Annotated in this window: 11 protein-coding genes; 6 read left to right on the top strand and 5 right to left on the bottom strand. The window is 69.3% G+C overall.

All coding sequences use genetic code 11. The annotated features are described in order from the left end of the window. Window positions 1-742 (top strand): VOC family protein (locus AC1DCG_RS02095; RefSeq protein ID WP_477041359.1); only part of this gene is annotated, 742 nt, incomplete at its 5' end. Window positions 743-768: 26 nt separating this feature from the next. After that, a complete protein-coding gene (locus tag AC1DCG_RS02090) occupies window positions 769-1,188 on the top strand; it encodes a putative quinol monooxygenase (RefSeq protein ID WP_477028036.1) in 420 nt (139 codons plus the stop codon). Window positions 1,189-1,224: 36 nt separating this feature from the next. Here the strand turns inward: AC1DCG_RS02090 and AC1DCG_RS02085 are convergent, their stop codons facing one another. The 4 genes from AC1DCG_RS02085 to AC1DCG_RS02070 all read right to left on the bottom strand — a co-directional run bounded on the left by AC1DCG_RS02085 (window position 1,225) and on the right by AC1DCG_RS02070 (window position 6,382). Next, window positions 1,225-2,130 carry a LysR family transcriptional regulator gene (locus tag AC1DCG_RS02085; protein ID WP_477028037.1) on the bottom strand — a complete coding sequence of 302 codons (906 nt, stop codon included), beginning with the start codon at window positions 2,128-2,130 and terminating at the stop codon, window positions 1,225-1,227. A 67-nt stretch (window positions 2,131-2,197) separates the two neighbouring features. Continuing rightward, window positions 2,198-3,628, bottom strand: a complete 1,431-nt coding sequence (locus AC1DCG_RS02080; RefSeq protein ID WP_477036648.1) for a TolC family protein — start codon at window positions 3,626-3,628, stop codon at window positions 2,198-2,200. Next, the gene (locus tag AC1DCG_RS02075; protein WP_477036647.1) at window positions 3,628-4,701 is read right to left on the bottom strand and encodes an efflux RND transporter periplasmic adaptor subunit; all 1,074 of its coding nucleotides are present in this window, start codon (window positions 4,699-4,701) and stop codon (window positions 3,628-3,630) included. Before AC1DCG_RS02075 ends, AC1DCG_RS02080 begins: the two co-directional genes overlap by 1 nt. Beyond that, complete coding sequence (locus AC1DCG_RS02070) at window positions 4,685-6,382, bottom strand: ABC transporter transmembrane domain-containing protein (protein ID WP_477028040.1); 1,698 nt, start codon at window positions 6,380-6,382, stop codon at window positions 4,685-4,687. The genes AC1DCG_RS02075 and AC1DCG_RS02070 overlap by 17 nt, the downstream gene beginning before the upstream one ends. Window positions 6,383-6,726: 344 nt before the next feature. On the opposite strand from AC1DCG_RS02070, the gene AC1DCG_RS02065 reads away from it, so the two are divergent. From AC1DCG_RS02065 to AC1DCG_RS02050, 4 genes are all read left to right on the top strand, one after another. Beyond that, the gene (locus AC1DCG_RS02065; protein WP_477028041.1) at window positions 6,727-7,242 is read left to right on the top strand and encodes an RNA polymerase sigma factor; all 516 of its coding nucleotides are present in this window, start codon (window positions 6,727-6,729) and stop codon (window positions 7,240-7,242) included. After that, the gene (locus AC1DCG_RS02060) at window positions 7,232-8,194 is read left to right on the top strand and encodes a FecR family protein (RefSeq protein WP_477028042.1); all 963 of its coding nucleotides are present in this window, start codon (window positions 7,232-7,234) and stop codon (window positions 8,192-8,194) included. Before AC1DCG_RS02065 ends, AC1DCG_RS02060 begins: the two co-directional genes overlap by 11 nt. A gap of 94 nt (window positions 8,195-8,288) precedes the next feature. Next, complete coding sequence (locus AC1DCG_RS02055) at window positions 8,289-11,438, top strand: TonB-dependent receptor (protein WP_477028043.1); 3,150 nt, start codon at window positions 8,289-8,291, stop codon at window positions 11,436-11,438. A gap of 11 nt (window positions 11,439-11,449) precedes the next feature. Further along, complete coding sequence (locus tag AC1DCG_RS02050) at window positions 11,450-12,814, top strand: purple acid phosphatase family protein (protein ID WP_477036646.1); 1,365 nt, start codon at window positions 11,450-11,452, stop codon at window positions 12,812-12,814. 61 nt (window positions 12,815-12,875) lie between these two features. Here AC1DCG_RS02050 and AC1DCG_RS02045 read toward each other — a convergent pair whose 3' ends face one another. Continuing rightward, entirely contained in the window at window positions 12,876-14,219 is a 1,344-nt protein-coding gene (locus tag AC1DCG_RS02045) for a M20/M25/M40 family metallo-hydrolase (protein ID WP_477028045.1), read from the bottom strand. Window positions 14,220-14,228 lie beyond the last annotated feature (9 nt).

The raw sequence follows: 14,228 nt of genomic DNA, 5'->3' as shown, positions 1-14,228 counted from the left end.
CCCCGCCGCCGCGCAGGGCGCCGTCGGCCCGTCGGCCGCGGCCCGCAACGCCGGCCCGCTGGGCKCGCGGCTGCAGGGCGTGCAGCACTTCGGCCTGACCGTCCAGAACATGGAGCGGGCCTACGAGTTCTACACCCAGGTGCTGGGCGGCACGGAGGTGTTCCGCCACGGCGACTTCCAGGGCGACGCCGTCCACAACACCCTTCTGGCCGACCAGGACATCCTGGCCAACGAGCTGGGCGTCAATCCGCGCACCATCGGCGTGCCCGACCTGCGCGGCGGGGCCCAGCGGCTCGACGTCCGCTTCATCCAGTTCGACAACGTGGTGATCGAGCTGTTGCAGTACCGCGACGCCGACCAGCCGATGGGCGGCCCGCGCGCCTTCGCCGAACCGGTGGAGCACATGAGCCCCGCGTTCCCGCGCATGATGCACATCTGCTTCTATGTGCGCGACGACGTCGACTTCAACAAGTTCATCACCGACCTGGAAGCCGAGTCCGCCCGCCGCGGCATGACCCAGGTGCGGGCCAACCGGATCATCCGGGTGGGCACCGAGGCCGAGCGCCGCGCGGCCCCGCAGGACGCCAACACCAACAAGGTGACCGTGGCGCCGTCGGACGGCTGGGAGCTGATCTACTGCAAGGGCCCGGAGGGCGAGCAGTTGGAGTTCGTCAAGGCGCTGGGGCCGGTGAAGCAGCGCTTCGCCACCACCTTGGCCGCCCGCCAGCGCGCCACGCGCTGAAGCCGTTCCTTCGAGGAGAGATCACGATGCGCAAGACCATCACGACCTTGCTGGCGCTGACCGTGCTGACGGCCGTCGGCGCCGTGGCGAGCCCGACCCTGGCCCTCGAGCCGAACGGGGTCCGATACGGGCAGGTCCCGGCCGGCGCCTATTCGATCGTCGCCCAGGTGCAGGCCAAGCCCGGCCAGGAAGCGGCCCTGCGCGCGGCGACGCTGCCGCTGGTGGAGCTGGTTCGGGGCGACCCGAAGAACCTCGTCTACTTCCTGCAGGAAGACCGCGCCAAGCCGGGCCACTTCGTCTTCTACGAGATCTTCGCGACGAAGGAGGACTTCGAGGCCCACAACGCCATGCCCTACGTCAAGGACTGGTTCGCCAAGCTGCCCACGCTCGCCGAAGGCGGGGTGCAGGTGATGCGGATGGAGGTGCTGGGGCGCGAGCCGCGGTGACGCCTAAGCGGCCGGGGCCAGGCTCCGGCCGCCTTCTCATCCTTCGGCGAGGAACCGCTGCATACGCGGCACGGTGAAGTCGAGGAACGCGCGCACCCTGGCCGGCAGGAACTGGGCGCCGCGGAACAGGGCATGGATCTCGTCGGTCTCGCCGATGTCGCTGTCCTGCAGGATCTCGACCAGTTCGCCGCGCGCGATGGGCCCCCGCAGGTGATAGTCGGCGATCCGTGCGACGCCCACGCCGGCCAGGGCCATGCGCCGCAGGGTTTCGCCGTTGTTGGCCAGCAGCGATCCGCTCAGCATGCGCTCGACGATCCGTCCGCCCTCGCGCATGGGCCAGACAGGGTTGGCTCGGCGGAAATTGAACCCGAGGCAGTTGTGGGACATCAGGTCCTCGGGCGTCCGCGGGGTTCCGTGCCGGGCCAGATAGGCGGGCGAGGCGACGATCCTCCGACGGGTCTCGCCGATCCTGCGCGCCATCAGGTTGGAATCCTGCAGCTTGCCGACCCGGATCGCGACGTCGGTGCGATCCAGATAGAGGTCGACCACGTCGTCGGAGAGCGAAAGGTCGACGGCGATCCGGGGATAGGCCTGCAGGAACTCCGGCAGGATCGGCTCAAGGGCCGCGACGCCGAAGGTCACCGACGAGGTGACGCGGATCACCCCTTCAGCCTCCGCGCCGCCCTGGGCGATCTGCTGTTCCGTCTCGTCCAGCTGCCCCAGAAGTGCGCGGCTGCGCTCGTAGTAGAACTGGCCCTCGCTGGTCAGCGCCAGCCTGCGGGTCGAGCGTTCGATCAGCCGCACGCCCAGGCGCGCCTCCAGCCGGGCGATCAGCTTCGACACCGTCGAGGGCGTCATCAGCAGCAGCCGGGCCGCTTCGGAGAAGCTGCCCGCCTCGACCACCCGCACGAACACCATCATCTCGCCCGCGCGGTTGTCCATGCGCCGCCTGTGACCTCGCCAGAGAAAGGATCAGGCTAGCGCTTCGCCACGCCGAAGTCGCCTCGTCTCAGTCGAGGCCCAGGGCTGCGCGGTCCACCGTCGCGGCGGCCAGTTCGGCGCGGGCCGAGGCGATACGGGTCTGCGCCTCGACGAGCCGGACGGCCGCGTCGGTCGCGGTCTCCTCGCGCTGGTTGACCAGGAAGAAGTCGCTCGAGCCGAGTTCGAACCGGCGTCGCTCGGCGACCGCCAGGCGGGCGGCCAGGTCGCGTTCCTGTTCGGCGGCCCTGGCCAGGCGCTCGGCCGCATGCAGGGCGATGCCGATCCCTTCGACCTCGACGGCGATCTGGTCGCGAAGGAAGCGTCCGCGCGCCTGCAGCGCGTCGATCTCGGCGCGGGTCTCGTCGATCTTGCCCCTGGCCGCCCGGTTTTGCAGCGGCACGGAAAAGCGAAAGCCGATCACCGCCTCCGTCGGCGTGCGGCTGGGGCCGCCGAGGCCTTCGGGGCCGATGTCCTTGCCAAGCTCCATCCTGAGGTCGAAACGAGGCTTCAGGTCGTTTTCTGCCAGGGCGAGGCGGGCCTGCGACTGGTCCACGCGCGCCAGGATGCTCTGCAGGTCGGGCCGGGCCGCTGTGGGATCGCCGTTCGCGCCCGCCGTCTGGACGCCGGCCAGCGCGCCGGCTTCGGTCGGCAATCGGCCTTCGTCCACCACGATCGGCCGGCCGGCGGCGTCGCGGTAGTAGAGCGACAGCGCGTTGGCGGCGGCTTGCAGGTCGCCTTCGGCGCGCACTACCAGGGCGCGGCGACGAACTAGGTTCTGTTCGTTCTCCGTCAGCAGGATCTCGGGCTTGGCGCCCAGCTGGACTTGCCGCTGGATGCCGCCGCGCCTGCTTTCGGCCAGGTCGAGCAGGTCGCGATAGGCCTTCAGCCGCCAGCCGGCCGAGACCCAGTTCTGATAGGCGATGATCGCGCGGGTCTGCACGCCGACGGCCACGGCTTGGCGCTCGAAGCGGGCGATGTCGATGTCCGTGGCGGCCAGGGCGCGCCGCGTGCGCCGCTCGTCGACCAGCCGGTCGCGCAGAAGGGCGTAGAGCACGCCGATCTTGGCCTCGCCCAGCTCGTTGGTGTGCGCCTGATCCTCGTAGACCGGAAAGCGGCCGCGCGAGAGGCGATAGGCGCCGTAGACATAGCCGCCGTTGTCGCCGAACGGCTGCGTGGCGCGCGCCTCCATCTGGTCGCCGTCATAGTAGCCGAGCGCGCGCGAGCGGCCTTCGACGGCGAACACCGTGTCGAAGGCGCCCTCCGCGGTCAGCGCCCGGCTCCTGGCCTGGCGTTCGCGCGCCAGCTGCTCGACGATCTGCGGCGACGAGCGCGCCGAAGCCGCCAACAACTCGGCGGAGGTCAGTGGCGCGGCGCGGTTCTCGGCCACGGCCGGGGTCTGGGCCGCCGCGAGGGCTGGAGCCGAGAACAGCAGCAGCAGGGTCAGGGAAAGCCGCACCATCACTTGGCCTTGCCCGAGTCCTTGCCGTCGCCCTTCGCGGGCGTCCCGGCGGGGGTGGTCGTCGCGGCCGCCTGGCCGAAGTCGAGCGGGAAGTCGTTCAGCTGCCGCCAGAGCTCGTAGCCGACCGAGACCGTCTCGCCCTGCACCCAGCCCCGAACCTTGCCGCCCAGCCTGGCGAAGCGCTGGTCGGGCCATGGGGCCCTGCCCGGCATGGGCTCGACGAGAACCCGAAAGAGGCCCGACGGTGCGGCGGTCGGATCGATCGAGCGGACCCTGCCGTCGAACAGTCCTTGCGCCACTGCCGGCCAGCCGCTGAACTGGATCGCCGGCCAGCCTTCGAACTCCAGCCGGACCGCACGCCCCGGCCGCACCAGCGGCACGTCGCGTCCGTCGATGAACAGCTCGACCACCCGCTCGGTGCGTTCCGGCGCGACCACGGCCAGCACGGTGCCGGCCGACACCAGCCCGCCGCCGGCGGCGGCGTTGAGGCTCTGGATGCGTCCGCTGCGGGGCGCGGTGACCATCTGCGCCGACTGGCGGTTCAGCTGCACGTCGATGCGGTTGAGCTTGGCCCGGGCCTCGGCCAGCTTGGCTCCGGCGTCGGCGACCTTGATCTGGGCCTGTTCGAAGTCACGGCGCGCGGCCAGGCCCTCGGCGAGGAGCTGGCGGGTGCGGTCGACGTCGATGCTCGCCACCGACTGGGCCTGGCGCACCGCCGCGATCTCGGCCTCGACCTGAGCGCGCTCCTCGGCCAGCCGCGCCAGAAGGTTCGGATCGAGGTCGTTGATGCGGGCGATCGGGTCGCCGGCGTCGACGTGCTGGCCGTCCTGCACATACCACTGCTCCAGGCGTCCGCTGACCAGCGCCGAAGCGTCTTGCGCGCGGTCGCCCGGGCCGGGCGCGGCCACCAGGCCTCTTCCCTGGGCCGTCTGCATCCACGGCACGAAGAACAGGATGGCCAGCGAGACGACGACGCCGGCCGCGACCATCCAGGCCAGCGCCACCACCAGCCGGGGCGGGCGCTGCTGCGCCAGCGTCTTGAAGTGCGAGAGGTGTTCAGGACGGTAGGGCATGGGCCTGCCTCCGGCTGGCGAGGTGGTCCTGAAGCTCGGCGAGCGAGGCGAAGCGGCGTTGTTCGGAAAGGCCAAGGTGCAGCCAGCCGTCCAGGGCCATGTCCTCGGGGCGGCCGGTGAACAGAAGGGTGGTAGCGCCTCGCGCCTTCAGCACGCCCAGCACGGCCGTCAGTGTCCGCGAGGGCAGGAGGTCGTACAGTTGTCCGAGCACCAGAAGCTTGGGCTCGACCAGCAGGGCGTTGGCCAGGCGCAGCGCCATCATCGACCCCAGGCTGAGCGGGTGGCCCGTCGCGGCGAGCGGCGTGTCCAGGCCCTTGGGCAGCTGGGCGATGCGTTCCTGCAGCCCGACCACGGCGAGCGCCTCCAGCATTCGGGTCGCCGAGACGTCGCTGGCGGCCATCGCCAGGTACTCGCGGATCGTCACCTCGGCGATGGTCGGCCGGTTCAGCACCAGCACCTGCGAGCGCAGCAGGTACATGTCGAGCGCCTCCAGATCGGCGCCGCCGATCGAGACCAGGCCGCGCTCGGGGTGGACGTGGCGCTTGAGCACCAGGGCCAGCTTGCGCTCGGCGCCCGGATCGGCGGCGACCACCAGCTGTTCGCCGGCGGCGAGGGCGAAGTCGAAACGGGCGTCGTCGAGCTTGACGTCCATGAGCCGCAGGGCGCCGTCGCTGGGCGCCTCCGCGCCGCGCGCCGGCGGCTTCTCCTGGGGGATGGAGAACAGCAGCGACAGCTCCTCGGCGCTGGCGACCAGGTCGTAGAAGGTGTCGAGGTAGGGGCCCAGCTGCGAGACGCCGTAGAACACGCCGGAAAGGATCAGCTCGGCCGCCACCAGTTGGCCGATCGACAGCTCGCCCCGCAGGATCAGGTTGCCGCCGAGCATCAGCAGGGCGGCGCTGGCCAGGGCGTAGATCAGCAGGTAGCTCAGGGTCTGGGCGAAGCTGGAGCGGAAGTAGCGCTTGTGCGCGTCCACATAGGCGGCGGTCTTGGCTTCGGACCGGTCCATGGCGAAGGCCAGGTGGCGGCTGGACTTGTAGAAGCCGTTCGATCCGCCGACGCTTTCCAGCCAGCGCGCGGCGTCGTGCTTGGCGTGGCTCAGCGCCACCGCGCCGGTGATCGCCCCGCGTCGCCAGATCAGCCAGACCAGCACGACCGCGACGACCAGCACCACGTTGAAGGCCAGGAAAAACGGGTGATAGAAGCTGGTCACCGTCAGGCCCACCATGCCCTGCAGCAGGATGGTGAAGGCGCCGATGACCAGGCCCGGCACGGCCTTCTGCACGACGGTCAGGTCGAAGTAGCGGTTGAACAGGTCGCCGCGGCTGGCGTCGCCGAAGAAGGGGTTCTGGGCGTGCACCGCCCGGATGGTGATCTCGGCGACCACCCGCGAGAACACCCGGCGCTCGAACGCCGCCATCAGATAGACCCGCAGGGCGCTGAGCGCGACCACGATCAGCAGCAGCGACAGCAGCACGCCCGACAGCGTCCAGAGCGGCGCGGGCAGGGCGATGTTGGCCACGCTGTTGATCAGCAGCTGGACCGAGATGGGGGTCGCCAGCGACATCAGGCCGATGGCGAGCGTGTAGACGATGCCGAGCTTCACATAGGCTGCGTCGGGACCGACGATCTCCGACAGCCACCTTGTCGCTTCCCTGAACCCGATACGTTCGGTCGTCGCCACGTCCGCCTCTACTTGATCTCGCCAATGAACGCCCCGTCCATGCCGCTTGGTCACAGAGCCTGAGCCCGCGAAGCATTGGAGGTGAAGCATTCGCCTCAAGGTGGGCGATACACCGGGCCCCCGTTCGGCTCCCCATCAATGGCGTTACAAAGTGTGTACGGGCGTCACCGCGCCCGGATGCCGGAGGCGTTCCAGCGACTGTTCGACTAGTCTGTGGAACGCGTTCTCAAGGGGGGCGGGACGATCGCTCCCGCGGGCCGCGCCGACATCGAACCGACATGGAACCTAATCGGATCCGTCACAGAGCGCTCCTATAGCCACGCTCCGTCGGGGAGGCGTCGCGGGTGATCGGCAACGAGCAGGAGGTGGGGCGGGCGCTGGCGACGCCGGCGCAGAACCGGGTCCTGCTGGCCTATGTCCGCCGACGGCTGGCGACCTCGGTCGATGCCGAGGACGTGGTGCAGGAAGCGATCATGCGCGTCCTGGCGCGGGCTCGCGACACCCTGATCACCGATCCGCTGGTCTACGCCATGCGCGCGGCGCGCAACATCCTGGTCGATCGCGCCCGTCGCGCGGCCAACGTCCAGATCGACGACCTGGAGGCGGCGGAGCATTCGATCCATGGCGGGACGACGCCGTTGGAGGCGCTGGACATGAGCGAGCGGTCGAGGCTGTGCCAGAGGGCGCTGGAGGCGATGCCGCCCTTGAGGCGCGAGGTCTTCGTACGGCGTCGCGCAGGCGAGGAATCCTACGAGGCCATCGCCCGCGACCTCAAGCTGTCGATCGAGGCGGTGCAGAAGCATTACAGCCGCGCGGCTCAGACGCTGCGCCGCACGGCGGAGGGCCGCCATGTCGACTAGACCGGTGAACGCCAAGGACGACCGCGAGGCCGCGCTGTGGGCCGACGCCCGCCGCGATGCGGCCTGGTCGCCGGACCAGCAGGCGGCGCTGGAGCAATGGCTCGAAGGCCGGCCTGACCGCCAGGATCTGCTGGCCCGCCACGAGGCCTTGATCGACGATGCGGCGGTGATCTGGGCCACGCAGCGGATGGCGCGCGCGCGACCGGCGCCTCGCCGGCGCTCTTGGACGTTCGGCGCCGTGGCGGGGACGAGCCTGGCGGCCGTCGCCGGCGCCGTCGTCCTGCTGGCGGGCGGCCTGCCGCCGCGCGGCGAGCTGATCGAGGGAACCAGGGGCGTGCCTCGGCCGATCGCGCTGGCCGACGGCTCGGCGGTCCGCCTGAACGGCCTCAGCCAGGTGCGGGTCGAGCTGGGCGAGCACGAGCGCCGCCTGCGCCTGAAGGGGGAGGGCTTCTTCGAGGTCGCGCCCGACAAGGCCCGGCCCTTCTCGGTCGAGGTCGACGGCGTGCGGGTCACCGCCGTCGGCACCCGCTTCAACGTCGACCAGCGCCAGACGGCCGCCGGCATGGTGGTGGAGGTCGAGGTCTTCGAGGGCATCGTGAAGGTGGCGGGGAAGGGCGCGCCGGTTCACGTCCATGCCGGCGAGCAGGCCAGGGTCGTCGACGGCTTGGTCCAGCGCATGGCGCTGGCCCGGCCCGAGCTCGAGACCGACGTGCCGCCCTGGGCCAAGGGCTGGCTGGAGTTCAACGAGGCCACCCTGGCCAGCGTCGTCGAGGACCTGGAGCGCGCCACCGGCGTACGCGTCAGGCTGGCCGATCCCGCGGTGGGCAGGGTCCTGGTCAGCGGCCGCTTCGCCTATGACGATCCGGAGAACGCGCTGGCCGCCATGGCCAGGCTGCACGGTTTCAAGCTGACCCGTCAGGGGGCGGATCAATTCGAGATTTCAGGCGGTTAGGCCGCCCGGAACAAGTTTTTATGACAGCTGTCAGGACGTCGAGGGCCGCCGTCTAACCCCGTGACGATCAGTTCGATCGGAGGGGAATTTCTAAATGCGTATCCATAAGAGCGGGCTGCTCGCGGCGGCGGCCGTGGCCGTCCTGGCGGCCGTCGCAGCGCCCGCCTCCGCCGTGCCGGCGGTCAAGGGCGCCGAGGCGCGCGTCGCCATCGCCATTCCGGCCCAGGACCTGGGCCGCGCCTTGCAGACCCTGTCGCGCGACACGGGCCTGTCGATCGTCTTCGATCCGGCGCTGACCCGCGGACGGACGTCCAACGCGGTGTCGGGGCAGATGACGCCCCGTGAGGCTCTGCAACGGATGATCGCCGGTTCGGGCATCGAGGCGCGCGAGGTGCGCGGCGTGCTGACCCTGGAGCGCCAGTCGGCGCAGGCCCAGGTCGATGCGCCCGAAGCCATCGAGGTCGACGGCGTCGTCGTCGGCTACGCGGCCGGCCTGCGCCGCTCGCTCGACGCCAAGCGCAAGGCCGACTTCATCTCCGACGTCATCAGCTCCGACGACATGGGCGACCTGCCGGCCAACAATGTCGCCGAGTCCCTGTCGCGCCTGCCGGGCGTCAACGCCGTGCGCAACCACACCACGGGCGAGGGCGACCGCATCACCGTGCGCGGCCTGTCGACCGAGCTGAACAACTACACCATGAACGGCGTGCGCATGGGCGGCACGGGTTCGCGCGACGACAACTTCTATCGCGGCGTCCGCCTCAGCTTTCTGCCGCCCGAAGGCATCGACTCGATCACCGTCATCAAGAGCCTGACGCCGGATCGTGACGGCGACGCCCTGGGTGGTTCGATCGATATCCGCACGCCCACGGCCTTCGACCATGGCAAGACCTACGGCGTGCTGTCGATGTCGGCGGGGATGCTCGACAAGTTCGACAACAAGACCTCGGGCGAGGTCGCCGGCTCGTTCGGGCGCCAGTTCAACGACCGCTGGGGCGTGTTCGTCACCGGCAGCTGGTCGCGCCGCAAGTCGCAGTTCGAGCAGAACGGCGTCGACGGCGATAACCAGCCTTCGGTCTGGTACGCCGACAGCGAAACGCTTGGCTGGGATCCCGAGACCTTCGTCATGCGCGGCATGGACCTGGCCGTCGGCGAGACCGAGGTCGAGCGGCGCGGCGTCAATACCAGCCTCGACTACCGCGGCGACAAGCACGACTTCCACCTGCGCGGCCAGTTCAACGAGTACACCAAGGACGAGTTCAGCAACCGCCTGAACTTCCGCAACGACACCGGCAAGAATTCGGCGCGCCTGACCCAGGTCGACAAGACCATGACCGGCCTGGCCTCGCCCGAGGCCTCGATCATCGGTTCGGACTCCAAGCTGGGGCGCATCTACAGCTACACCACCGCGCAGATCGTCGACCGCGATCGCGATGGCCGCATCACCGACGCCGACCGTTCGACCAAGTCGTACTACTCGCTGGACGGCGCCTCGGGGACCTGGGATCCGCAGGGCTTTCGCCTTCGCCGCTTCTGGGAAGGCTCGCGCGAGACCGGCTCGCTGGCCTCGGTCAATCTCGGCGGCGTCAGCCGCTGGAAGGACTTCACCGTCGATTACGACCTGTCCTACGCCAAGTCGGAAGACAACATCGATGACAGCTACGAGATGGAGTTCCGCAGCGACAAGTACGGCTGGCTGGGCAACAAGGGCGTAAAGGTCACCAACTTCGGCGACAGCCGCTTTCCCAAGTGGGTGCTGAACGACGCCGGCATGGCGGCGATCCACGACAACAGCCAGTACGATTTCTCGGGCCTGTCGGGCGAGATCGGCGGCGCCCAGGAACGCCTGTGGCAGGGCCAGTTCAATCTCGAATGGCGTCCGACCGCGACCTGGCTGGAAGCGGTCAAGACCGGTGGCAAGTTCTACAGCTCCAAGCGCTCGACCTATAGCGGCGAGTTCCTGGACCTCGACGCGGAAGGGACGCTGGCCGACTTCTCGCGCTTCTACGGCAAGGAAGTGACCAGCCTGTTCGACGGCGAGTACTCGGGCCTCTACCGCCTGGGCACGGTGATCGACAACAAGGCCATGCTGGCCGAGCTGCAACGGGCCATGGCCGGCGACAGCACCTTCTTCGAAGGCTTCGCCACCGATCCCGGTAACGCCGAACTGAGCGGCGAGGACAGCTTCACCTTCAAGGAAGACATCTTCGCCGGCTACCTGATGGCGACGGCGCGGGTGGGCAAGGCCCAGGTGATCGGTGGCGTCCGCGTCGAGAACACCAACAACACCATCGACGCCTACATTCTCGACGAGGTGCGGGGCGGGCACTACGCCACCGACAAGAGCGACTTCACCAACGTCCTGCCGTCGATCCACCTGAACTACAGCCTCAACGACCGCACCAAGCTGCGGGCCGCCATCTGGACCAGCTTCGCCCGTCCCGACATCGCCCGCATGTCGTCGGCGCGCGAGTACGGCTACGACACCGACCCCGACGGCGACGGCAAGGAGAACCCGACCAGCGACTGGCTGCTCGTCTCGATCGAGCAGGGCAATCCGGACCTGAAGCCGATGAAGGCGGTCAACTACGACCTGTCGATCGAGCGCTACAACGGCGACACCGGCGCCTATTCGGTGGGGCTGTTCTACAAGGACATCCGCAACTTCCTGTACCGCTCCTCGTCGTCGAACATTCGTGACGGGACGGCCGGGACCAATGTCGGCCCCGACGGCGTGACCGTCTCGATGCCCAACAACGGCAAGTGGGCTAAGGTCTACGGGGTGGAGATCAGCGCCCAGCAGGTGTTCCACTGGCTGCCCGGCGCGCTGTCCAAGCTCGGCGCCAGCGTGAACCTGACGCTGCAGAAGTCCGAGGCCGAAACCGGCATCTCCTGGCACCCCGAGGGCTACACCCTGCCGCTGATGGAGACGCCCGAGCGCGTGGCCAACGTGCAGCTGTTCTGGGAGTACAAGGGCTGGGAAGCCTACGCCGCCTACAGCTATCAGTCCGAGTTCCTCGAAGGCATCCAGGACTTCGGCAACAACCCGTATGAGCAGGACTACGAGTTCGTGGACCTGAACCTGCGGCGCAAGCTGTGGAAGGGCGCGACGGCGTCGATGCAGGTCCAGAACCTCTTCGACAACCACACCTACTGGTACACGGCCGGCGACAGCACCAGCTCCAGCCGGGCCTACATCAAGAACGGGCGGTCGATCTCGTTCGGCCTCAACTACGTCTTCTGATCGGGGCCAGCATGAAACCGACCCAAATCCTGATGCTCGGGGCCGCGCTCGCGGCCCTGGGCGGATCCGCGTTCGCCCAGGGCGGCGCCCAGAAGCCGGAGCGTCCGCTGCGCCCCGAACCGGCGCCGGTGCAGGCGTCCGATCTGCCGGCCGTCCCGCCGACGCTCCTGCCGGAGCGGATCGTCCTGAACCTCACCGCCGATCCGGCCCACGAGATGGCGGTGACCTGGCGTACGGCGCCGGGCCTCCTGGGCCATGTGGAGTACGCCGAGGCCGAGGACGGCCCCGACTTCATCCAGAAGGCGGGGCGCATCGACGCCGTCACCGACGATGCGACGATCGCGGTGAGGGAGGATCCGGCGTTCAAGGCGGCCTATCACTCGGCGGTGCTGAAGGGGCTGAAGCCCGAAACCGTCTACGCCTACCGCGTCGGCGATGGCCGGCGCTGGTCCGAATGGCTGCAGTTCCGCACGGCGGCGACCACCGCCAAGCCGTTCACCTTCCTCTACATGGGCGACATGCAGAACAACATCCTCAGCGAGGCCTCGCGCACGATGAGGATGGCGTTCCGCAAGGCCGGCGACGCGGCCTTCGTCATCCATGCCGGCGACCTGATCAATCGCCACGACAGCGACAACGAGTGGGGCGAGTGGTTCGCGGCCGGCGGCTTCCTCTACGCCCAGACGCCGCAGATGCCGACGCCCGGCAATCACGAGTACGGCCGCGGTCCGGTACTGAACCCGCAGTGGCGGCGCCAGTACACCTTGCCGGAAACGGGGCCCACGGGCGTCGAGAAGCTGAAGGAGACGGCCTGGACCGTCGACTACCAGGGCCTGCGGCTGATCTCGGTCGACGCGCCGCTATTCCACGGCGACGAGGCCATGCGGGCCGAGATGGTGCGTTGGCTGGACGGCCTGCTGGCCGACAACCCCAACCGCTGGACGGCGCTGTTCCTGCACTTCCCGCTGTTCTCGATCGATCCCGACCGCGACAACGAGCGGGTGCGCGACGCGCTCAAGCCCCTGATCGACAAGTACGGCGTGGATCTGGTGCTGCAGGCCCACGATCACGGCTATGCGCGCGGCGCCATCGGGACCGGCGCGATGACCAACGCCGGACCGGGTCACACCTCCGACAAGGGCTCGACCTACGTGGTCTCGGTGGCGGGACCTAAGATGTATCCTGTGGCCGATCTCAGTTGGGCTACGCGCTCGGCGTCGCGCACCCAGACCTTCCAGACGCTGGAGGTGTCGAAGGAGGCCGTGACCTATCGGGCCTTCACCGCGACGGGGCGCGAGCTGGACGCGTTCCGCCTGACCAAGGACGCCAAGGGCGTCGCGCGGATCAAGTCGCTGCCGGTCGACGGCGGCGGCTAGTCGAGGGTGACGCGCCGACGCACGGGCCAGGCCCGCGCGTCGGCGCGATCGGCCGTCGGGCTTATTTCGCGCCGGCGACCATCAGGATCTGCGCCATGGTGGTGGCGATGCTCTCCACGTCGCGGGCCTTGTTGACCTCCATGCCTTCCTCCAGCGAGTGGCCGCGGAAGGTCACGAAGCCGGCGCCCAGGGTGACGGCCGGCTTGCCCAGGCTCATGGGGATGTTGGCGTCGGTCGAGCCGGCCACGTAGCCCATGGGCTTGCCCAGTGCGTCGCCGACGGCCGCCAGCTGCTGCACGAAGGGCGAGTTGGCCGGGGTTTCGCCCACGGGGCGGTCGCCGACCATCTTGTTGTCCAGGCTGATCACGCCGCGCTTGGTCGAGCGGGCGGCGTTCTCGGCCTCGACGGCCTTGGGCAGGATGGCGAGGTAGGCGTCCTCGACGGCCTTCAGCTCGGCCTTGCCGACCGAGCGCATGTCCACGGTCATCGACACCGCGAACGGGATCGAGTTGACCGAGGTGCCGCCCTCCAGCAGGCCGATGTTGTAGACCGTGCGCGGGTCGCTGGGGACCTTCAGCTCGCCGAACTGGCGGGCGGCGTCGGCCAGGGCGAAGGCCGGATTCACCGTGCCGAAGTCGCCCATGCTGTGGCCGCCCGGACCCTTGAAGGTGGTCTTGTAGCGCTTGGAGCCGACGCCGCCGTTGACGATCACGGTGGGGCCGCTGGGCTCCAGCGAGATGAAGGCGTCGATCTTGTCCTTGTACTTGCCCTTGAAGAACAGCTCCTTCATGCCGCGCAGGTCGCCGGGGCCTTCCTCGCCCACGTCGCCGACGAACAGGATGTCGCTCTTGGTCTGGATGCCGGCGGCGTTGATGGCGCGAAGGATGGCCAGGATCGAGCCCAGGCCCACGGTGTCGTCGCCGATGCCCGGGGCGTAGAGCTTGTCTCCCTCGCGGCGCACCTTCACGTCGGTGCTGGCCGGGAACACGGTGTCGAGGTGGGCGGCCACCACCAGCAGGCCGCCGCCGCCCGTGCCCTTGCGCAGGCCCATGACGTTGCCGGCCGCGTCGGTGTCGAGGTCGGTCAGCCCCTCCTTGGCCAGCATGGCCAGATAGGCCTTGCCCTTCTCGGCCTCGCCGAAGGGCGGGGCGGGGATTTCGGTGAGGGTGACGATGTCCTCGACCGTCTGCTCGTAGCCGGCCGCGAGGGTCGCCTTGGCCGCCTTGAAGGCCTTGGAGGCCATCAGGGCCTTGGCCTGCTTGGTGTAGGGCGAGGTGGGCTGCGGCGGGCGCACGTTGCCGAAGTCCACCTGCGCGGCGGGCTTGGCGGCCTCCTGGGCCAGGGCGGGCGCGGCGGCGGCGCAGAGGAGGGCGGCGAGGGCCGCCGAAGCGATGCGGGTTTTCATGCGATGATC

The sequence above is a fragment of the Caulobacter sp. 10L414 genome, from assembly GCF_056395525.1.
This window is presented reverse-complemented; position numbering and strand designations above follow the sequence as displayed.

Bases quoted from the DNA above. Each gene is read 5' to 3' on its own strand.
- AC1DCG_RS02090 (WP_477028036.1), top strand. From the start codon at position 769: ATGCGCAAGACCATCACGACCTTGCTGGCGCTGACCGTGCTGACGGCC.
- AC1DCG_RS02085 (WP_477028037.1), bottom strand. From the start codon at position 2,130: ATGGACAACCGCGCGGGCGAGATGATGGTGTTCGTGCGGGTGGTCGAG.
- AC1DCG_RS02080 (WP_477036648.1), bottom strand. From the start codon at position 3,628: ATGGTGCGGCTTTCCCTGACCCTGCTGCTGCTGTTCTCGGCTCCAGCC.
- AC1DCG_RS02075 (WP_477036647.1), bottom strand. From the start codon at position 4,701: ATGCCCTACCGTCCTGAACACCTCTCGCACTTCAAGACGCTGGCGCAG.
- AC1DCG_RS02060 (WP_477028042.1), top strand. From the start codon at position 7,232: ATGTCGACTAGACCGGTGAACGCCAAGGACGACCGCGAGGCCGCGCTG.
- AC1DCG_RS02055 (WP_477028043.1), top strand. From the start codon at position 8,289: ATGCGTATCCATAAGAGCGGGCTGCTCGCGGCGGCGGCCGTGGCCGTC.
- AC1DCG_RS02050 (WP_477036646.1), top strand. From the start codon at position 11,450: ATGAAACCGACCCAAATCCTGATGCTCGGGGCCGCGCTCGCGGCCCTG.
- AC1DCG_RS02045 (WP_477028045.1), bottom strand. From the start codon at position 14,219: ATGAAAACCCGCATCGCTTCGGCGGCCCTCGCCGCCCTCCTCTGCGCC.